Origin of the sequence: Pseudomonas petrae, assembly GCF_021728295.1 — a bacterium.
Taxonomy (GTDB): Bacteria; Pseudomonadota; Gammaproteobacteria; order Pseudomonadales; family Pseudomonadaceae; genus Aquipseudomonas; species Aquipseudomonas petrae.
Map to the genome: position 1 here is coordinate 69,830 of NZ_JAKJXE010000004.1, position 19,121 is coordinate 88,950.

General features: G+C 62.2%; 18 protein-coding genes. 11 read left to right on the top strand and 7 right to left on the bottom strand.

Annotated features, from left to right (window positions below; translation table 11 throughout):
• Window positions 1-42 precede the first annotated feature (42 nt).
• Together L4G42_RS08055 and L4G42_RS08060 are read left to right on the top strand one after the other, a co-directional pair.
• The gene (locus L4G42_RS08055; protein ID WP_237254270.1) at window positions 43-1,560 is read left to right on the top strand and encodes a nucleobase:cation symporter-2 family protein; all 1,518 of its coding nucleotides are present in this window, start codon (window positions 43-45) and stop codon (window positions 1,558-1,560) included.
• 42 nt (window positions 1,561-1,602) lie between these two features.
• The gene (locus tag L4G42_RS08060) at window positions 1,603-2,085 is read left to right on the top strand and encodes an LEA/WHy family protein (RefSeq protein WP_237254269.1); all 483 of its coding nucleotides are present in this window, start codon (window positions 1,603-1,605) and stop codon (window positions 2,083-2,085) included.
• A 7-nt stretch (window positions 2,086-2,092) separates the two neighbouring features.
• On the opposite strand, the gene L4G42_RS08065 is transcribed toward L4G42_RS08060, so the two are convergent.
• Entirely contained in the window at window positions 2,093-3,139 is a 1,047-nt protein-coding gene (locus tag L4G42_RS08065) for a LacI family DNA-binding transcriptional regulator (protein WP_237259945.1), read from the bottom strand.
• A 219-nt stretch (window positions 3,140-3,358) separates the two neighbouring features.
• Here L4G42_RS08065 and L4G42_RS08070 point away from each other — a divergent pair, with 219 nt between their 5' ends.
• The 3 genes from L4G42_RS08070 to L4G42_RS08080 are packed head-to-tail and all read left to right on the top strand — an operon-like array spanning window position 3,359 to window position 8,005.
• Complete coding sequence (locus L4G42_RS08070) at window positions 3,359-5,608, top strand: TonB-dependent receptor (RefSeq protein WP_237259944.1); 2,250 nt, start codon at window positions 3,359-3,361, stop codon at window positions 5,606-5,608.
• A gap of 46 nt (window positions 5,609-5,654) precedes the next feature.
• Window positions 5,655-7,055: an LLM class flavin-dependent oxidoreductase gene (locus tag L4G42_RS08075; protein WP_237254266.1), complete on the top strand. Its 1,401-nt coding sequence runs from the start codon at window positions 5,655-5,657 to the stop codon at window positions 7,053-7,055.
• The gene (locus L4G42_RS08080; protein ID WP_237260746.1) at window positions 7,052-8,005 is read left to right on the top strand and encodes an aliphatic sulfonate ABC transporter substrate-binding protein; all 954 of its coding nucleotides are present in this window, start codon (window positions 7,052-7,054) and stop codon (window positions 8,003-8,005) included. The genes L4G42_RS08075 and L4G42_RS08080 overlap by 4 nt, the downstream gene beginning before the upstream one ends.
• Window positions 8,006-8,190: 185 nt before the next feature.
• On the opposite strand, the gene L4G42_RS08085 is transcribed toward L4G42_RS08080, so the two are convergent.
• Complete coding sequence (locus L4G42_RS08085) at window positions 8,191-8,448, bottom strand: hypothetical protein (RefSeq protein WP_122534790.1); 258 nt, start codon at window positions 8,446-8,448, stop codon at window positions 8,191-8,193.
• Window positions 8,449-8,649: 201 nt separating this feature from the next.
• Between L4G42_RS08085 and L4G42_RS08090 the strand changes: the two genes are divergently transcribed.
• Window positions 8,650-8,970 carry an ElaB/YgaM/YqjD family protein gene (locus L4G42_RS08090; protein WP_192172383.1) on the top strand — a complete coding sequence of 107 codons (321 nt, stop codon included), beginning with the start codon at window positions 8,650-8,652 and terminating at the stop codon, window positions 8,968-8,970.
• Between the two features lie 202 nt (window positions 8,971-9,172).
• Here the strand turns inward: L4G42_RS08090 and L4G42_RS08095 are convergent, their stop codons facing one another.
• Window positions 9,173-9,526, bottom strand: coding sequence for an SPOR domain-containing protein (locus L4G42_RS08095; RefSeq protein WP_192172382.1), 354 nt, complete (start codon window positions 9,524-9,526; stop codon window positions 9,173-9,175).
• Between the two features lie 476 nt (window positions 9,527-10,002).
• Between L4G42_RS08095 and L4G42_RS08100 the strand changes: the two genes are divergently transcribed.
• The 5 genes from L4G42_RS08100 (at window position 10,003) to L4G42_RS08120 (ending at window position 14,266) form a co-directional block, all read left to right on the top strand.
• The gene (locus L4G42_RS08100) at window positions 10,003-10,557 is read left to right on the top strand and encodes a paraquat-inducible protein A (protein WP_237259955.1); all 555 of its coding nucleotides are present in this window, start codon (window positions 10,003-10,005) and stop codon (window positions 10,555-10,557) included.
• Window positions 10,554-11,171, top strand: coding sequence for a paraquat-inducible protein A (locus L4G42_RS08105; RefSeq protein WP_237251282.1), 618 nt, complete (start codon window positions 10,554-10,556; stop codon window positions 11,169-11,171). Before L4G42_RS08100 ends, L4G42_RS08105 begins: the two co-directional genes overlap by 4 nt.
• Complete coding sequence (locus L4G42_RS08110) at window positions 11,161-12,837, top strand: PqiB family protein (RefSeq protein WP_237251283.1); 1,677 nt, start codon at window positions 11,161-11,163, stop codon at window positions 12,835-12,837. Before L4G42_RS08105 ends, L4G42_RS08110 begins: the two co-directional genes overlap by 11 nt.
• Entirely contained in the window at window positions 12,834-13,472 is a 639-nt protein-coding gene (locus tag L4G42_RS08115; RefSeq protein ID WP_237251284.1) for a PqiC family protein, read from the top strand. The genes L4G42_RS08110 and L4G42_RS08115 overlap by 4 nt, the downstream gene beginning before the upstream one ends.
• Before the next feature lie 323 nt (window positions 13,473-13,795).
• A complete protein-coding gene (locus L4G42_RS08120) occupies window positions 13,796-14,266 on the top strand; it encodes a helix-turn-helix domain-containing protein (RefSeq protein WP_237251285.1) in 471 nt (156 codons plus the stop codon).
• 83 nt (window positions 14,267-14,349) lie between these two features.
• Here L4G42_RS08120 and araH read toward each other — a convergent pair whose 3' ends face one another.
• The 4 genes from araH to L4G42_RS08140 all read right to left on the bottom strand — a co-directional run bounded on the left by araH (window position 14,350) and on the right by L4G42_RS08140 (window position 19,050).
• On the bottom strand, window positions 14,350-15,315 hold the full coding sequence (gene araH / locus L4G42_RS08125; protein ID WP_237251286.1) for an L-arabinose ABC transporter permease AraH: 966 nt from the start codon (window positions 15,313-15,315) through the stop codon (window positions 14,350-14,352).
• Window positions 15,316-15,373: 58 nt separating this feature from the next.
• Entirely contained in the window at window positions 15,374-16,903 is a 1,530-nt protein-coding gene (gene araG, locus L4G42_RS08130) for an L-arabinose ABC transporter ATP-binding protein AraG (RefSeq protein ID WP_237251287.1), read from the bottom strand.
• Window positions 16,904-16,996: 93 nt separating this feature from the next.
• Window positions 16,997-18,007, bottom strand: a complete 1,011-nt coding sequence (locus tag L4G42_RS08135) for a substrate-binding domain-containing protein (protein ID WP_237251288.1) — start codon at window positions 18,005-18,007, stop codon at window positions 16,997-16,999.
• Window positions 18,008-18,171: 164 nt separating this feature from the next.
• On the bottom strand, window positions 18,172-19,050 hold the full coding sequence (locus tag L4G42_RS08140; protein WP_237259942.1) for an SMP-30/gluconolactonase/LRE family protein: 879 nt from the start codon (window positions 19,048-19,050) through the stop codon (window positions 18,172-18,174).
• Window positions 19,051-19,121 lie beyond the last annotated feature (71 nt).

Sequence of the window (19,121 nt, forward strand, 5' to 3'; positions counted from 1 at the left end):
GCAAAGCCCATGACCCCATAAAAACAAAATGGCAGGCTAACCATGACAGCACCCCAGAACAGCGCCCCGACCCGCTCGGCTTCAGCCTCGGTCGCATCCAGAACCGAACTTATTTACGGGCTCGATGACCGACCGCATTTCGCCGCCGCGATCTTCGCGGCGTTGCAGCACGTGCTGGCCAGTTTCGTCGGCATCATCACCCCCACCCTGATTGTCGGTAGCGTACTCGGGCTCGACAGCGAAGTGCCCTACCTGATCAGTATGGCGTTGTTCGTCTCCGGGCTGGGCACCTTCGTTCAGGCCAAGCGCTTCGGCCCGATCGGCTCGGGACTGCTGTGCCTGCAGGGCACCAGTTTCTCCTTCCTCAGCGTGATTCTCAGCGCCGGGTTTCTGGTCAAGAGTCGCGGCGGCGGCACCGACGAAATCCTCTCGACGATCTTCGGCGTGTGCTTCTGCGCAGCGTTCGTCGAGGTCGCCCTCAGCCAGTTCATCGGTAAATTGCGCAAGCTGATCACCCCGGTGGTCACCGGCACGATCATTACCCTGATGGGCCTGTCGCTGTTGAAAGTGGCGATGACCGACATGGCCGGCGGCTTCGGCGCAAGCGACCTGGGTTCGGCGGCGAACATGGGCCTGGCCGGACTGGTGCTGATCACCATCGTGGTGCTCAACCGATTCAATATTCCGTTACTGCGCCTGAGCGCAATCATCATCGGCCTGACCCTGGGCTTCGCCGTCGCGTGGTTCATGGGCCGGGTGGATTTCGCGCAGATGCCCCATGTGCCGGTGATGAGCCTTCCGGTGCCCTTCAAATACGGGTTTTCCTTCGATCTGCTGGCGTTCATCCCCATCGCGGTGATCTTCCTCGTGTCGCCACTGGAGGCCGCCGGGGACCTCACCGCCAACTCGATGATTTCCCAGCAGCCGGTGAGCGGGCCGGTTTACATCCGCCGGATCAAATCGGGACTGCTGGCAGACGGACTGAATTCGGCGCTGGCCGCGACATTCAACAGCCTGCCCATGGTGACCTTCGCGCAGAACAACGGGGTCATTCAGCTGACCGGTGTCGCCAGCCGCTACGTGGCTTTTTTCATTGCCGGGATACTCGTGCTGCTGGGCCTGTTCCCGGTCATCGGCGCCGTGCTGCAACTGATGCCGAAGCCGGTGCTGGGTGGCGCGACGCTGATCATGTTCGGCACGGTCGCTGTGGCGGGTATCAAGATCCTCTCGGAGGCCGGCCTGCATCGCCGCAACATGCTGATCGTGGCGATTTCCCTGGGCATGGGCCTGGGCGTGGCTGCCGTGCCGGAGGTCTTGCGCGAGCTGCCCAGGGCGCTGCACAACATTTTCGAATCGCCCATCACCGTCGGCGCGTTCTGCGCGATCATCCTCAATATCTTTCTGCCGGAGGAATACCAGGAGCCGGAGCTCACCGATTTCGACCCGGAAGCCGCCACCTTCAAGGTGCTGCAGGACCCGCCCCCCAGCCCTGAGGCAGAACCTGACGCAGAACCTCTGCCGGCGCGCGAGGTCGCACAGTTGAATCGTCAGGACGTTTGAAGGGGCGTGTTACGCCCCAGCTGCCTGCCACGGGAGTCACCGATGCCGCTACGCCCGATCCGCACCCTCCTCGCCGGCCTGGCCATGGTGCTCGCACTGAGTGCCTGCGCGCTGTTTCCCAACCGCGACCCGCTGAACATCAACGTGGTCGGCATCGATCCCCTGCCCGGCCAGGATCTGGAAATCCGCTTCGCCGTGAAGCTGCGCCTGCAAAACCCCAATGACACCGACATCCAGTACGACGGCGTGGCGCTGAATCTGGACGTCAACGGCCGGTTGCTGGCCGCAGGCGTCAGTGATCAGAAAGGCACGATCGGGCGGTTTTCCGAAGGCGTTTTGACGGTGCCGGTCACCGTTTCGGCTTTTGCCGCCCTGCGCCAGGCGGTGGGCCTCGCCGATCAGCAGCAGCTGGACAACCTGCCCTACGAGCTGCACGGCAAGCTGGCCGGCGGATTGTTCGGCACGATGCGCTTTGAGGACAGCGGCACGCTGAGCCTGCCGAAACCGGCCAGCGGCAGTTGGTGATGGCGACTCAGGTGCTTTCCCGACCGATCAGCCGGCACTCCAGCAGATTCAGACGCTGAAAGACCTCGTCCGCGCCGATCACGCCCAGGCGTTGCAGCACCCGCTCGGCAGCGAGCACACCGATCTGCAACGCGGGCGGCTTGATCGTACTGAGACTTGGCATGAGCATCTCGGCGAACGGGTAATCACCGAAACCCAGCATCGCGCAATCAACCGGAATGCCTATCCCTGCACGCTGCGCCGCGAGCAAACCACCGGCCGCCAGGTTGTCGTTGGCGAAGAAAATTGCATCGGGGGGCTCGGCGCACTGCATCAGCTCGGTGAGCGCCTGCTTGCCGGCTTCGAACGGCGCGAGGTCGCCATGGGGTGTGAAAATCTGCGTACTGAGCCCGGCTTCCTCTAGCGCCTGCACGTACCCGGCGCAACGCTCCTGAGCACTGAAGTCCCCCGCCGCGCTGTTGAGCACAAACGCGATAGACCGGTAGCCGCGCTCGATCAGATAACGCGCACCCGTGACCCCCACCTCGTGGTGGGAAAAGCCGATCTGGATCGGCGCGCGCCCGGGCTGATAGTCCCAGGTTTCGATCAACGGAATGTCCGCCGCCGCGAGCATTTTCTCCGTCGCCTCGCTGTGGAAGTGGCTGGTGACCACCAGCGCAGCGGGAGACCAGCCGAGAAACGCGCGGATCGCCCGCTCTTCCTGCTCGCTGGAGAAGTAGCTCGACGCCAGCAGCAGTTGATAGCCGTGCTGGGCCAGGGTGTCGCTGAAGCCCTGGATGGTGTCCGCAAAAATCGGCCCGGAGATGTTCGGCACCACCATCGCAACGATCCTGCCCTTGGCCGACGCCAGCCCTCCGGCCACCAGATTAGGCACATAACCCAGCTCGGCAACGGCCGCCGCGATGCGCTGACGATGATCGTCGGACACCTGATCCGGCTGATTGAAATAGCGCGACACGGTCATCGTCGACACGCCGACATGACGGGCCACGGCGTCTTGGGTAACGCGCCCGGCACCGCGTCGCTTGCGTGGGGGATCAGCTGTGTCGATCAAAACGCCCGCTCCTGCTGCAGGTCTGGTTATAACCAGAGATTATTTAAAGCTGATTTTTCAGTATTGGACGGTCTATCCGCTGATTACCGATACTGGGGATGTTAGCGCTAACCGACAGTATCAGCTACTCGCTTGAGCGAATGCCCACCTCTCTGCCGCGCAGCACACCAGTGGCCGCAGAGCCACCTTCCGACAGGCATTCATCAGCGAGCAACGATCATGCGACAAACAGGGGCGTTCCATTCACCGAGTCACCTCAGCCAGGCCATTGCGGCAGCACTATCGCTGGCACTGCCGCTGTGCGCACTGCCGGCCATCGCGGCGGACGTATCGACCGCGTCGTCAGTCGCGGAGCAATCACCCGAAACCGCCACCCTGCAGGCCGTTACAGTCACCGCCACCCGCCGGGAAGAATCGCTGCAGAAGGTCCCGGTCGCCGTCACCGTGCTGGACGGCGAGCAGCTGGAGCGTGACAACCGCAACGGCGTTTCCAGCATCGCGCAACAAGTGCCCGCGCTGAATTTCCGCACCGGTGCCTCGAACAAGGACACTTCACTGTTCATGCGCGGCGTCGGCACGATTTCCACTTCCCCGGGCGTCGAGCCCACGGTGGCGACCGTGGTGGACGGCGTCGTCTACGCGCGGCCCGGCCAGGCGACCCTGGACCTGCTGGACCTGGAACGCATTGAAGTCCTGCGCGGCCCCCAAGGCACCCTGTTCGGCAAGAACGCCTCGGCCGGTGTGTTGAACATCATCAGCAAGGCGCCCACCACAGAGACCCACGGCTACATCGATCAGTCGTACTACAGCGGCAATGAAAGCCGCACCCGTTTCGGCATTGGCGGCAGCCTGATCCCCGACACCTTGAAGGCCTCGGTCACCACCCTGTTCGGCACCTACGACGGCAACGTGCACAACAAGACCAACGGGCAGGAGGTCAACGGCTACAACCACAAAGGCGCGCGTGGCAAGCTGGAGTTCACCCCCAACGAAGACGTCAAACTGACCGTCATCGGCGACTACATGCAGTCCCGTGACGACACCCCGAACGGCGTCATCAGCCAGTCGCTGACACCGGCCTTCGCCAACGCGCTGTCCCCGGTGCACGCCAGCAACGACAACCGCGATCTGGTCAGCGATTACCGCAGCCATGTCGACGACATCAACAAAGGCTTGTCGGCGCAGCTGGACTGGAACCTGGGCGATTACACGCTGACCTCGATCACCGCCTGGCGCGGCTGGAACAACACGCAGTGGCAGGATGGCGACCGACTGGCAAACGTCAGCGCCGCCTTCCCCGCCACCGAAGACAAGGGCGATCTGGATTTCAACCAATACTCCCAGGAGCTGCGACTGGCCTCACCGAAAGGGCAATTTCTCGAGTACGTCGGTGGCCTGTATTACATGCACGGCAAGGACGACGAAACCTACCGCCGCACGCTGACCACGCCCACCGCGACCAACACAGGTGTCGCCGACTACAGCACCACCAGTGACAGCTATGCGGTGTTCGGCGAAAGCACGCTGAATTTCACCTCGGCGTTTCGCGGCATCGCCGGTCTGCGCTGGACCCACGATGATCTGGAATACGATCACCGCCGCGTCTCGACTTCCGCCACTACAGTCAGTGGCATTCAGCCCGGCACCAGCAGCTCCGGTTCGGTGGACGAAGACGGCTGGTCCGGGCGGCTGGGCGTGCAATATGACTTGAGCGATTCGGTCATGGCTTACCTCACCTACTCGCGCGGCTACAAAGGCCCGGCGTACAACGTGTTTTTCAATATGCAGCCCCGGGACACTGCCGCCCTCAAACCCGAGACCTCGAACAACTGGGAGCTGGGCATCAAGGCCTCCAGCTGGAACGACCGCCTGACCACCAACGTCGCGGTGTTCCACAGCGAGTACAGCAACTACCAGGCGAACTTCTTCGACAGCGTCGCGGGCCAGGTGGTGACCCGGCTGATCAACGCCGGCAGCGTCAGCACCGAAGGGGTCGAGGCCGATTACGCTCTGCAGGCCACACGCAACCTGAAGTTCTCCGGCGCCATCGCCTACACCAAGGCGCGCATCGACCAGTTCAGCTGCCCGACGGGCGCCGCGGCGTCCTGTGACGTGAACGGCAAGACGCTGCCCTACGCGCCAGACTGGAAAAGCTACGTGCGGGCTGACTACACCATCCCGCTGAACAACGGACTGGACATCGAACTGGGCACTGACTACAGCTGGCAGAGCGAAGTGCAGTACGACATCAGCCAGAACCCGGACACCAGGCAAGGCGCCTACGGCCTGTGGAATGCCAGCGCAGCCGTGGCCGATTACAGCAACGGCTGGCGCGTTGCGGTGCTGGCGAAAAACCTCACCGACAAATCCTACTCCCCCCTCCTCGCCAGCGGTTCGGGTTACATCTACCGCGCCGTGCCACGGGACGACGAGCGCTACTTCGGCGTGCAAGTGCGCAAGGATTTCTGAACCATGGGCGAACCTTCACAAGGACACTGCATGAAAGGCAGCGGCAATGAGCACTGATTCCCGGCAAACAAGCACTGGGCCCCGGCAGATGAAACTGGGCGCGTTCCTGATGGCCACCGGGCACCACGTTGCGGCGTGGCGCCACCCGGACGTGCCGGCCAATGCGGGCCTGGACTTCAAGCACTACAAACACGTGGCGCAGGTGGCCGAAGCGGCGAAGTTCGACACGCTGTTCATCGCCGACAGCGTGGCGGCCGCGACTGGAGACGCCGCCAGCCGCATGGCGCGTTCGGACCACTTCGAGCCCCTGACGCTGGTCTCGGCGTTGAGTGCCGTGACCGAGCGCATCGGCCTGATCGTCACCGCCACCACCAGCTACAACGAGCCCTTCCACATCGCCCGTAAGTTCGCCTCCCTGGATCACCTTTCAGGGGGCCGCGCGGGCTGGAATCTGGTCACCTCGGATGCCGCCGCCGAGGCCCTGAACTTCGGCCGCGACGAGCACATCGACCACGCCGAGCGCTACCGCCGCGCCCGCGAGTTTCATCAGGTGGTGACCGGATTGTGGGACAGCTGGGACGACGACGCTTTCGTGCGCGACAAGGCCAGCGGCGCGTATTACCGCCCTGACGGTCTGCACGTGCTCGATCATCAGGGTGAGCACTTCAAGGTCAAAGGCCCGCTCAATGTGGCCCGCTCGCCCCAGGGTCAGCCGGTGGTGGTTCAGGCCGGCTCGTCGGAGGCGGGCCGCACGCTGGCGGCGCAAACCGCCGAAGTGGTGTTCACCGCGCAGCCTTCGCTGGCCGCTGCCCAGGCGTTCTATCAGGACCTGAAGTCCCGCGCCGTCGGGTTCGGCCGGGATCCCGAGTCGCTCAAGATCATGCCCGGCATGTTCGTGGTGGTCGGCGACAGCGAAGCCCAGGCCCGGGACAAATTCGAGGCGTTCCAGGCGTTGGTGGAGCCCCGCGTCGGTGTCGCGTTACTGGGGAGAATGCTGGGCAATTTCGACCTGTCGGGTTACCCGCTGGACGAACCCTTGCCCGCGCTGCCATTGACCCAGAGTGGCCAGCAAAGCCGCCAGGCCCTGCTTTCGCAACTGGCGCAGGACGAGAACCTGACTCTGGCGCAGCTCGGACGAAAAATCGCCGGCGGCCGGGGTCACTTCAGTGTCGTTGGCACCGCCAGCCAGATTGCCGATCACTGGCAGGCATGGTTCGAGCAGGGCGCAGCCGATGGCTTCAACGTGCTGGTGCCGCACTTGCCGGGCGGGCTGGAAGACGTCGCGCACAAGGTGATTCCGGAGCTGCAGCGGCGCGGTTTGTTCCGCCGGGACTACACCGGCAGCACCTTGCGCGAGCACTTGGGTTTGCAGCGTCCGGCCAACCGGTTCAGCGCGCAGCGAGAGCATCGCGTGACACACACGGACGAAGAGGGTTTGAAGGTATGAGGACATTGCGCACTTTAGGCGGCGCTTTACTGGCCGTGATCGGGATCAACCTGGCGTGCGTTGACCTGGCGGGTGCAGCTGATTCAGCCGATCCGGCCGAGCTGCGCATTGGCTATCAGAAGGGTTCGATTGCCTTGGTGCTGGCCAAGGAACAGGGGCTGCTGGAGAAACGCTTCCCGGACACCCACGTGCAGTGGATCGAATTCCCGGCCGGGCCGCAGATGCTGGAGGCCTTGAACATCGGTGCGCTGGACGTGGGCTCCACCGGGGACATTCCGCCGCTGTTCGCCCAGGCGGCCGGCGCCGATCTGCTCTACATCGGCGCGGAACCCGCCAAGCCGCAGGCGGAGACGCTGCTGGTCGCGGCAGACAGCCCGCTGCATCAGGTGGCGGATTTGGAGGGCAAGAAGGTGGCGTTCCAGAAAGGCTCGAGCTCGCACAATCTGATCCTCCGCGCCCTGAACCATGCCGGGCGGAAGTACACCGACATCCAGCCGGTCTACCTCAGCCCGGCCGACGCCCGCGCGGCGTTCGAGCAAGGCAGCGTCGATGACTGGGCGATCTGGGAACCGTTTTCGTCGCTGGCCCTGAGCGGCGGCCATGCCCGGCTGTTGGCGGACGGCACTGACCTGGGACTGTCCGGGCCGATCTATACGGCCAGACGCCCCTACGCCAGGGAGCACGGGGCGTTCATCAATGCATTGCTGGAACAGCTGACACATGCCGAAGCGCTGACCCGCAGCCAGCGGCAACTAAGCCTGGACGTGCTGACGCGTTCGATGGGTCTGCCTCAGGCGGTGATTGCCCGTTACATGGACAACCGCCCTGCCTCGCCGATCCTGCCGATCACCCCGCAGATCATAGCGGCGCAGCAGCAGACGGCCGATCTGTTCTTCGAAAACCATTTGCTGCCCAGGCGCATCGACGTGAGCGCTGCGGCCAGGCCGTAGCCGGACTCTGTCAATGGGAACGGCCGGAGCTGTAACTGTGGGACCGGCTTTACGCTTTTAGTGGGACCGGCTTTAGCCGGGAAGGCGTCAGGCGCCACGCCGCAGAGCTCCGCAAGCACGATGTCGCCTGAACTGCCCTCTTCCCGGCTAAAGCCGGTCCTACCAAAGCATCGGAGGCGTATCCCTTAACCCCGCGCCGCTGCCACCAGACGATTGACCTCGGCGCGCACCATGTTGGCGTACTCCGGCGGCGACATGGCGTCGAGTTCGCCGCGCACCCACTCCGACCATTTGCCCTTGCGCTTGGCCCGTTCGCCCATTAGCCGGGCGGCGTCACCCTTGGCCTTGCCCAGATTGCTCTGCCACAGATCGAACAGGCGAGACTTTTCGTCCTCGATGGCAGCGCGTTCCGGAAGGGTTTTATTGGCCAGGTTGTAGCTCATGGTATGTACCTCGATGTGCAAAACGAAACGCATGAACGGAGCCGGTGACTGGCTCGAAAAACGTCAGCATCTTACACCCGCCGACGGTGAATCCCGACTCCATTCGTTGTACTTTTTGGCCGCTGGCGGAAATGTGCTGCAACTTTTCAGACGCTCATAACTCCATTGCACACTGCCATAACCACTGAAAGGAAATTTGCCATGGCTCGTAAAACTGCTGCCCAAAACGCCGCTGTCGAACAGATCAAGGATCAAGCGTTCAGCGAACTGGCCGCCCTCATTGAAGAGTCCGACAAACTGCTCAAGGACAGCGCCTCACTGGTAGGCGAAGAAGCCGACACCGTGCGTGCTCAACTGAGCCAGAAGCTCAAGCAGGCGCTGGAATCCGTGGGCAGCGTGCGCGAACGCGCCAAGCCAGCCGTTGATGCCACCGAAAACTACATCGGCGGCCATCCATGGCAGACCGTGGCGGTCTCTGCAGGCTTTGGTCTGGTGGTAGGTTTGTTGCTGGGTCGTCGCTGAGCAGCGACGTTTGAACGGCTGACGGACAGGTTTCAGCCGGGAGGTTTCGGGCATCCGACCCTGGTATCCAGGGCGACCGACCAGGCCTCTTCCCGGCTAAAGCCGGTCCTACTCGAACTGTAGGACCGGCTTCTGCCGGGAAGAGGCCGGCCCTGCTTTAACTGTGGGACCGGCTTCAGCCGGGAAGCCCTTCAAAAAAACGTTATGACCGCGGCGCGATCACTTCCAGCTGTGACAGGCGATGGCCCTTGACCATCGCGGCGTCGATCTCTGTCTTGGCCTTCTCGGCGTCTGCCTGAGACTCGAACGGCCCGATCATCACCACTTCCCTGCCATCGACCTTCACCACGTAAGACGGGTAATGGTGCTCGACCAGCCAATAGGTCATGTCGCTCAGCGCTTCTTTCAAATGGACACGAATGGTCCATTGCTGTGAAGCGGGCGTCGGCGCTTCAGCGGTCGAATCAGTGCTCGGAACCTGGGCAGGCGTCGCCGGCTTGCCGCCATCACAACCCGCCAGCATCAACACCGCCACCATCATTGCCATCTTGCGCACGTCTGTTGCTCCTCGTTTGAAGTGGCGGGAGTCTATCACCGCAGACAGGCGGGAGTTGTAACGTCCCGCCGCGACACCGTGGCGACAGCAATGAACCCGCCTTCAACCCTCCCCGGTCACAGAGCCCTGAAAAGATTGCTGCCCGCCCTACAAATAACCGAACCCGATGATGGCACTGTGGTCAATCTCTCAAGTCTTTTCGCAGGCGTACCTTTCATGACGTTCACTTCAGCTAATGCAAGCCTGCGCTTCGCCGACAGTGTATCGTTGCCCGCCCGCCACCCAGGCGCGCAATCGACGAAAGCCGATCTATCGTGAACACATCCATGACTCCCGCGACGCCCGCGCCGATGACTGACATTTCTCACCGCCAGGCTCATGCATCCGAGCAGCCGCCCGTTCCAGCGATCGCTGAGACGCAGACGCGCGCTGATCAGTGGATCATCTGTGAGCATTGCGACTCGGTCTATGAGGCCATGCCCCTGAACAAAGGCGCGGCTGCCTATTGCCTGCGCTGCGCCGCGATCCTGCGTCGCAGTCACCGGCTGAGCATCGAACAATTGCTCGCCTTGAGCATCGCCGCCTGCGTTCTGTTCATCTTCGCCAACGTATTCCCGGTCATCAGCATCAGCATGCAGGGCCTGCACAACGAAGTAACGCTGTGGGGTTCGGTTCAAGCGTTGGCCCAAGGGCAGATTACCTTGATCGCCCTGGTCGCCGGGCTGGCCATCATTCTTGCGCCGGCGCTGCAGATCGCCTTGCTGTTCTGGGTGCTGGCCCACGCCCATCGCGGCGAGATCGCCCCCGGTTTCAAAATGTGCATGCGCACCCTCGAACACCTGCGACCCTGGAGCATGCTGGAGGTGTGCCTGCTGGGGATTCTGGTGGCCATCGTCAAACTGGCGGGCATGCTGGATGTGCATGCGGGCGTAGGCCTTTGGGCCATGGCCATGTTGATGGTGCTGATCGTGCTGATTGCCGGCAAGGACATCCGCCGCCTGTGGGACGAACTGGGAGTCGGACCTGAATGAACGGCATTCCCTGCGCCCGCGAGTACAAAGTCACCCTGTGCCACGTCTGCAGTTACGTCTGCCCGGACGACGCCCACGAATGCCCGCGCTGCGATTCGCCGGTGCATCGGCGCAAGCCCAACAGCCTGACGCGCACCTGGGCGTTTCTGATTGCGGGGCTGATCTTCTACATCCCGGCCAACCTGTTGCCGGTGATGTACACGACGATGCTCGGCAGCAGCAGCGAGAACACCATCATGAGTGGGGTCATCGAGTTCGCCGAAGGCGGGTCGTGGGACATCGCCATCTTGATTTTCATCGCCAGCGTGGTCGTGCCCTGCATCAAGTTCCTGGTACTGGGCCTGCTGCTGGTGACATGCCAGCGCCGCAGCACCTGGGCGATGCGCGAACGTTCGCGGCTGTTTCGTTTCATCGAATTGATCGGCTACTGGTCCATGCTTGACGTGCTGGTGGTCGCACTGGTGGCAGCGCTGGTGCAGTTTCGCGGGCTCAGCACCATCGAGCCGCGCCTTGGCATTCTGTTTTTTGGTTTGGTGGTGGTGATGACCATGCTTGCCGCCATGACGTTCGATCCCCGGCTAATCTGGGACGCAGAGGTTGAAGATGTCCGATAACACCCTACCCCCCTCCCCGCCGACTCGACCGCAGGTCAAGGCCCGCAAGGTGCGCGTTTCGCTGGTCTGGCTGGTGCCGATCGTCGCGGCCCTGATCGGCCTGTCGATGGTGGTTCATGACTTCCTCAACGTCGGCCCCAAAGTGGTGGTCAGCTTCCTCACGGCCGAGGGTCTGGAAGCCAAGAAAACCCAGGTCAAGTACAAGAACGTGGTGATCGGCATGGTCACCGACATCGAACTCAGCGATGACCGCACCCACGTGCTGGCGAGCATCGACCTGAATCAGTCGGCCGCACCCTTCACCCGCGCCGACACGCAGTACTGGGTGGTGCGTCCGCGCATCGGTGCTCACGGCGTCACCGGCGTCGACACCCTGTTGTCGGGTGCTTTCATCGGCGCCGATGCCGGCAGTTCGGAAGAAACCAAAAAAGACTTCACCGGCCTGGAAACCCCGCCTGCCGTGACCTTCGGCGAGAAAGGCAAGCGCTTCATTCTGCACACCGACGACCTCGGCTCGCTGGACATCGGCTCGCCGGTGTATTTCCGCCGCATCCAGGTGGGCCAGGTCGTTGCCTACGAACTGGCGAAGGACGGCAAGGGCGTGGACGTCGAGATTTTCGTCGGCGCGCCAAACGATCAGTACGTGCTCACCGATTCACGCTTCTGGAACGCCAGCGGCGTCGACGTCACCCTCGGCGCGTCGGGCCTGCGGGTGTCCACCCAGTCCATGGCCTCGATCCTCTCCGGCGGCATCGCGTTCCGCGAACCCAAATACAGCCCGGACGCCAAGCCGGCCGACGGCAACGCCGAATTCAAGCTGTTCGAAGATCAGGCCACTGCATTGGCGCCGCCCGATGGCGAGCCCAAATATATCCGCATGCGCTTCAACCAATCGCTGCGCGGCCTGGTGGTCAATGCGCCGGTGGACTTCCTCGGCGTCAATGTGGGCCGCGTGGTGTCCGTGGACCTTGACTACGACCCGGCGACGGGGACGTTTCCCGGCATTGTTGGCGCAGTTATTTATCCGCAGCGGCTGGGTGCGGCGAATGACAAGCTTAAAGAGCAAGCGGGCGGTGGCGATGACGAAGAGCAGACCTCACGGATCCTGGGCCAGTTCGTCGAGCGCGGGCTGCGGGCGCAAGTGCGCACGGGCAATCTGCTGACCGGCCAGCTCTACGTCGCGATGGATTTCGATCCGAAGGCGGCGAAGATTGCCTACAACGCCAAGGCACGGCCGCTGGAGATCCCAACGGTGCCCGGCAGCTTCGACAAATTGCAGGAGCAGTTGCAGGCGTTCGTCGACAAGCTCGGCAAAATCCCCCTCGACGACCTGGCGAAGAACCTCAACGGCAGCCTGATCGAACTTCAGAAAACCATGAAGCAGGTCAACAGCGACGTGCTGCCTCAGATGCGCGGCGCGTTGCAGCAAGCGCAGAAAACCCTGGGCACGGCCAACGAAGCGCTGTCGGATGACTCCCCGGCGCGTCAGCAACTGGGTCAGGCCATGGAAGAAGTCCAGCGCACGGCGCGCTCGGTGCGCGTGTTGACCGACTTCCTCAGCCGTCACCCGGAATCGCTGATTCGCGGCCGTTCCGGTGATGCGGCGCCAGGCTCGTACAAAGGACCATCCTCTTCCCGCGAAATCGCTCCGGAGCCTGCTCAATGACCTTGCGTGAATCGACCTTGCGTAACTCTCTCCTCGCCCTGGCCTGTGTTCTTGGTGTGACGGCCTGCGCCTCCACGCCGACCCACTATTACACGCTGATCGCGCCGGCCACTCCGGCGCCGGCAAATGTGAGTCAGGCGCCGTTCCAGTTTGAAATGCAGGCGGTGCTCATGCCGGTGCAGGTCGATCAGCCGCCGCTGGTCATCCGCCAGGGCGACGGCAGCCTGGCGATCCTGGAAAATGAGCGATGGGGCGCGCCATTGGGCGATGAGTTCCATGACGCACTGACCGGACAGCTGGAGCGGCGCTTCGGCTCCCGGGACCTCGCGGGTTTGCCCAAACAAAGTGACCAGCCGGTGCTGTCGGTGCGCACCGACGTACGTCGCTTTGAATCGGTGCTGGATCAATACGCGCTGATCGACGTGGTCTGGAACCTGAGCCTGCGCGGCAGCGGCGCCGGGTCCAGTGCCAAGCGGCAGACCGTCACCTGTAGCAGCGTCATTCGCCAACCGGCCGGCATCGGCATGGAAGGTCTGGTGGTCGCGCACCAGAAGGCTGTCTCGACGCTGGCCGATACAATCGCCCGCACCGCCACACAATGGGCGCGTCAATCCGACGCCCGCTGCCCCTCCTGAATACATCCAACCGGGCACTTCCAGTGCCCGGTTGACGGTCCCCCTTCTGCCTGCATGCAGGCACTGCCTATTCAAAATCCCCGCGAATCGAACGGTAAAGCATCCGACTGGATTGAATTCATACCGTCGTTTGAGAAAAATCCTACACCCCAGTGAATTCGGATCCACAAACGCTCCAGATGGAGGTAATGTTTGCGGCCTGTCGAGTGGCTTTAACGTCGAAGCCTGCACCCATTTGCGTTGATCTGCCCGTGACGACTCGAGTCGACTCTCATGAATCACAACAACTGCTTAATGTCAGGGACTGTCAAAAGGAGTTAAACATGAACGGCGTTGGCCAGAGGCTCAGGCAGGAACGCAACCGTCTGAAGCTGTCGCAGAGTGCACTGGGCGCAATCGGGGGCGTCGAGACCAATGCACAGGGAAATTACGAAAACGGCACTCGGTCGCCAAAGGCCCAGTATCTGCTGCGCATCGCAGAAGCCGGCGTGGACCTTAATTACGTCTTGAGTGGCAGCCGGTCGTCGGGCGAGGGAACGTGTCTTGCGCCGCTGGTTGAGCCTGGCAGCAACGCAGCCGCAAAACCCCATCTGACGAAAGTCACCCATCAACTGTATCGCAACCTTTACGGTCTGATCGACGCGTCGCGCGATCTCACCCAGCTCATTGACGTACGTTGCCACGACACCCGGTCCGCTGAAGAGAAAGTCCAGCTGGAAAGCGTTCGACTGCAAGCGCAGTCACTTGCTCAGGCCGCCATGCACCTGATCTTCGAGTCCTCGAAGCTGGGGTGAAGTCGCCTCTTGATGCCAGAAGTCTGAACAGCAATGCGCGGGGCAAGGCTCTCCCCGCGCACCGCATCTTTTAACCGCCGGAATCAGCGACGCTTCAACCGGTCGATGATCACCGCCAGCAGCAGGATCGTGCCGCGGATCACGTACTGGTAGAAGGTGTCGATGTTCTTCAGGTTCATGGCGTTCTCGATGATCGCCAGAATCAATACCCCGGCGATGACATGGCGAATCATGCCGATGCCGCCGCTCAGGGACACCCCGCCCAATACGCACGCGGAAATCACCGTCAGCTCGAAGCCCTGTCCGATCATTGGCTGACCCGAGGTCATGCGCGAGGCCAGCACCACGCCGGCCAGCGCACCAATCAAGCCGTGCACGGCGAAGATGATGATCTTGGTCCTGTCGACGTGGACACCTGCCAACAACGCCGCTTCCTGGTTGCCGCCGATGGCCAGCGTGTTGCGGCCGTAGGTGGTGTAGTTCAGCAGCCAGCCGAAGAATATAAAGCAGACGACAGTGATCAGAATCGGCACCGGCACGCCGAACAGCTGACCGTTACCGAACACGAAGAAGGCCTCGTCGCCAACGCCCACCGCTTTACCGTTGGAGAAGATGTAGGCCAGACCCCGCACAATCTGCATGGTCGCCAGCGTGGTGATCAGCGCGTTGATGCGCAGCTTGGCGATGACGATGCCGTTGATCAGCCCGACCAGCAAGCCCATGGCCAGCGCCGCCGATACGCCCAGAAACACGCTGTCGGTGTCGCGAATCACGATCCCGGCAATGACGCCTGAGCAGGCCAGTACCGAACCGACCGACAGGTCGAAATGCCCGGACGCCAGGCAGTAGAGCATGGTGCAGGCGGCGATGCCGACCGTGGAAATCGCCAGGCCCAGGCCGCGCATGTTCAGTGGCGACATGAAGTTGTCGATCAGCAGCGCACAAAGCACGAAAATGCCCAGGGCGGCCATCAGCATGGCCCAGTCGTCGACGAATCGACGCAGGTTCGTGCCTTGGCGGGGAGCCGTCAGGCTGGATTCGGTAGACATACGCACCTCGTTCTTATTTTTCATAGCCAGTTTTTCATCACCAAGTTCTTTGCCGGGTTCAGCCGCGGGTACGCGGCAATGCCAGTTGCAGCAGACGCTGCTCGTTGGCTTCTTCGCGGGACAGTTCGCCGGTGATGGCGCCTTCACTCATGACCAGAATGCGATCGGAAATCCCCATCACCTCCATCAGGTCGCTGGACACCACGATGACCGCAATGCCATCAGCTGCGAGGTTATGGATGATCTGGTAGATCTCGGATTTCGCGCCGATGTCGATCCCACGGGTGGGCTCGTCAAGCAGCAGCACTTTCATCGGCATCGATAGCCAGCGGCCCAGAATCGCCTTCTGCTGATTGCCGCCCGACAGAAACAGCATTTGCTGCTCAGGCGAAGGCGTCTTGACGTTCATCGATTTGATCTGGTGCCTGGCGTTGTCACGCTCCCAGCGTCCCTGAATCAGGCAACCCAGGCTGACGTGCCGAGGCCGCGCACCAATGTTGATGTTCTCGGCAACACTGGAGAGCGGCACGATGCCTTCTTTCTTGCGGTCTTCCGGGCACAGCAGAATACCGGCGTCGATGGCGTCCCGCGGTGAACGCAGGTTCAGCGGCTTGCCTTCCAGCTGCAAGGTCCCGGCCTGACTGCGCGTCAGCCCCGACAGCATGCGAAACATCTCGGTCCGACCGGCGCCGACCAGGCCGAAGAAGCCGAGGATTTCGCCCTTCTCCACCGCAAAACTGACGGGCTCCTGCAAGCCCGGGCCCATCAGGCCGGTCACTCGCAGGCTCGGCCCCTGATGCTGACGCGGCCGATAGTTGTAGATGTCCTGAATGTCGCGCCCGACCATGCAGGTGACAAGACGATCATGGTCCAGATCGGCCATGTCCTCGAAGGTGCGCACAAAGCGGCCGTCCTTGAACACGGTCACGGCGTCACAGACGCGGAAGATTTCTTCCATGCGGTGGGAAACGTAGAGAATGACCCGGCCTTCGTCACGCAGCCGGGTGATGATCGCCATCAGCCGATCGATCTCCCGCGCCGACAGGCTGCTGGTGGGTTCGTCGAAGGCGATAACGTGGGCATTGCGCGACATGGCCTTGGCGATTTCCACCAGTTGCCGCTGCCCCAGGGAGAGATCACCCAGGCGCGTGTTCGGGTCGATCTCGTCGGCCAGGCCTTTGAGCAGCTCCCGCGCGCGGCGGACCATGGCACGACGGTTGATCATGCCCCAGCGATTGGGCATGTGACCGAGCAGCAGGTTTTCCGCCACCGACATGTCCGGGACCAGGTGCAGTTCCTGGTGAATCACCGCCACGCCGGCCGCGATACTGTCGGCCGTGGATTTGAACGCCAGATGCTGATCGCCGACCTGCAGATCGCCGCTGTTGGGCTGGTACGAGCCGCCGAGAATCTTCAGCAGCGTCGATTTACCCGCGCCATTCTCGCCCATCAGCGCGTGAACGCTGCCTGGCCGAGCTTCGAAACTGATGTCCGACAGCGCCTTCACACCGGGGAAGGTTTTGCCGATCCCGTTGAAGCGCAGGCTGCCGCCTTGCTGAACCTGTTGCTGAACTGATGCCTGTTGCATGAATCACCTCCACCTCGCCCCACCCTTGCCGGGTGGAGCGGGGCCTTGCAGATATCCGCCTGAGTGCCAGGCGTCCCGACTCGACTGCCGCGGTTACTTGTACAGACCGATCTTGGTCAGCACGTCCTTGAAGTTGGCGCGGGTGATCAGCGTCACGTCGTCCATCGCGGTGTATTTCGCAGGCTCTTTGCCGGTGGTGACCCACTCGTACATCTGCAGGGCGGTGTTGTAGCCCTCTTTGTCAGGGCTGGGCAGCATCGAACCGAAGAAGCCGCTTTCCTTCTTCTTCAGCTCGTCGATGGCGTCAGTACCGTTGATGCCGATGCCGATCACGTTGGCCGGCGCGAAGCCAGCGCCCGCTGTGGCACGCACGCCGCCCAGAACGGTGTTGTCGTTCATGCCGCCAACGATGAGGTTTTTCGCCCCGCTTGGCAGCTTGGGCAGGGCCGCACCTGTGGAGTCCATGCTGCCAGGCACGTCGAGGGTCTTCTGCGGCGCGAAGAGGATATGGTCTTCAGGCAAGCCGGCTTTCTTCAACGCATCCACCGAACCGTCGGTGCGCTTCTTGCCGGTGTCCAGCTCGTTGTAGGTGTTGATGATCGCGTAGGTTTCTTTCCAGTCCCAGTTGCGATTCTTCGCCTCGTCGGCCATGGCCGCGCCCTGTTTCTGGCCGACTTCGAACGCCGCCATGCCCAGGTACGGTACGTCTTCCATGAACTTGCCTTTGGCATCGACGAAACGGTCGTCGACGGCCATGACTTTCAAACCGTTTGCCTTGGCTTTGGCGACGATGGACGGGCCGAGGGAAACATCAGGCGGGCAGATGACAAACCCTTTGGCGCCGTTGGCGGCAAGGCTGTCGATGGCAGAAAGGGTTTTTTCACCGTCGGGAACAGCAATTTTGATGACTTCGAAACCGTGGTCTTTCCCGGCCTTTTCGGCAAACTGCCATTCGGTCTGGAACCAGGGCTCTTCAGCCTGCTTGACCAGAAAACCGATTTTGACCTTTTCGGCGTCAGCGGCGGATACACCGGCGCTCATGCCCAGAATGGCAGTGGCAACAGCAGCACAGCACAGGGAACGAATCCCGTGGCGACTCAACATAGCTAACTCCTTATTTTTATTGACTAGCTACAGCGTTCAGCAGTGAGTGTCGGGGCGGTATGCAGCTTGAAACAGCGCAGTCCATCCGACTGAAAACAGTCATATCATATTATCAATGACGCCTATGTAACCGAGTGTCACACATCATCGGCAGGGCGTTTGCGTCACCCCGCGAAGCGGTGCGAGGTCATGCCCTTAACGCCGATTTCCAGCTGAATCACAGACCCATCCAGCTCCAGCGCACCCTCCGCCGGCCGCGCGCTGGTGACAAATAAAGTAGTCATTTCGGGCCCACCGAACACGCAACTGGTCGGGTGACTGACCGGCAGTTCGACGATTCGGTCAACGCTGCCATCGGGGGCGAACCGGATCAGGCAGCCCCCACCCCAGCGGGCGTTCCAGACAAAACCGTCTTCGTCCATCGCCGAGCCATCGGGTGCGCCGCGGGAATGCTCCTGGGCCCACACCTCGCGCTCGCCGAGGGAGTGATCATCATTGATCGGGTAACGATAGATCACGCCGTCCAGGGTGTCGGCGGTCAGCACGGCTGAACCGTTGTCCGGCCAGACCAAGGTGTTGACGATGCCCTGTCCGTTCAGCAAAGACGCGACTGAGCCATCGCCGTCGACACTGTAAAGCCCACCGGATCGGCGCTGGATCGGCAAGTCACCGCCCTGCTCGTCCAGGTTGTTCTGCATCGTCCCCACCCACAGCCGACCCAGCCGGTCGCAACGGGCTTCGTTGGCACGGTTGCCCGCTACGGGGTCGGCGGCACACAGCAAAGAGACAGCAGGCTGATCGGACGGGGAATCGAGGTCGAGACGATGGACGCCGCTGGCGAGGGTGACCAGTGCGTCGCTTTGCGTGGTGAGTATGAAGGCGGAAACCGGCTCGCTGAACTGCCAGTGGGACAGCTTGCCTGCGTGCAGGCGCAACGCGCGAAAGCCGGCGATGTCGACCCAGTACAACGCCTGGTGAGCATGGTCCCAGAACGGCCCTTCGGCCAATTTGAAACGCTGGTCGCAGACCGGCAGCCATTTCATGGAAAATTTCCTGCTTATTATTGTAGGTCCGTGAGCCACTCAAAAAGCTCACCTGTCAAACGTCAAACTCG

Coding starts and splice junctions, on each gene's coding strand:
- L4G42_RS08080 (WP_237260746.1), top strand. CDS start 7,052: ATGAGGACATTGCGCACTTTAGGCGGCGCTTTACTGGCCGTGATCGGG.
- L4G42_RS08055 (WP_237254270.1), top strand. CDS start 43: ATGACAGCACCCCAGAACAGCGCCCCGACCCGCTCGGCTTCAGCCTCG.
- L4G42_RS08075 (WP_237254266.1), top strand. CDS start 5,655: ATGAGCACTGATTCCCGGCAAACAAGCACTGGGCCCCGGCAGATGAAA.
- L4G42_RS08115 (WP_237251284.1), top strand. CDS start 12,834: ATGACCTTGCGTGAATCGACCTTGCGTAACTCTCTCCTCGCCCTGGCC.
- L4G42_RS08135 (WP_237251288.1), bottom strand. CDS start 18,007: ATGTTGAGTCGCCACGGGATTCGTTCCCTGTGCTGTGCTGCTGTTGCC.
- L4G42_RS08140 (WP_237259942.1), bottom strand. CDS start 19,050: ATGAAATGGCTGCCGGTCTGCGACCAGCGTTTCAAATTGGCCGAAGGG.
- L4G42_RS08070 (WP_237259944.1), top strand. CDS start 3,359: ATGCGACAAACAGGGGCGTTCCATTCACCGAGTCACCTCAGCCAGGCC.
- L4G42_RS08100 (WP_237259955.1), top strand. CDS start 10,003: ATGCCCCTGAACAAAGGCGCGGCTGCCTATTGCCTGCGCTGCGCCGCG.
- L4G42_RS08120 (WP_237251285.1), top strand. CDS start 13,796: ATGAACGGCGTTGGCCAGAGGCTCAGGCAGGAACGCAACCGTCTGAAG.
- L4G42_RS08105 (WP_237251282.1), top strand. CDS start 10,554: ATGAACGGCATTCCCTGCGCCCGCGAGTACAAAGTCACCCTGTGCCAC.
- L4G42_RS08090 (WP_192172383.1), top strand. CDS start 8,650: ATGGCTCGTAAAACTGCTGCCCAAAACGCCGCTGTCGAACAGATCAAG.
- araG (WP_237251287.1), bottom strand. CDS start 16,903: ATGCAACAGGCATCAGTTCAGCAACAGGTTCAGCAAGGCGGCAGCCTG.
- araH (WP_237251286.1), bottom strand. CDS start 15,315: ATGTCTACCGAATCCAGCCTGACGGCTCCCCGCCAAGGCACGAACCTG.
- L4G42_RS08060 (WP_237254269.1), top strand. CDS start 1,603: ATGCCGCTACGCCCGATCCGCACCCTCCTCGCCGGCCTGGCCATGGTG.
- L4G42_RS08085 (WP_122534790.1), bottom strand. CDS start 8,448: ATGAGCTACAACCTGGCCAATAAAACCCTTCCGGAACGCGCTGCCATC.
- L4G42_RS08110 (WP_237251283.1), top strand. CDS start 11,161: ATGTCCGATAACACCCTACCCCCCTCCCCGCCGACTCGACCGCAGGTC.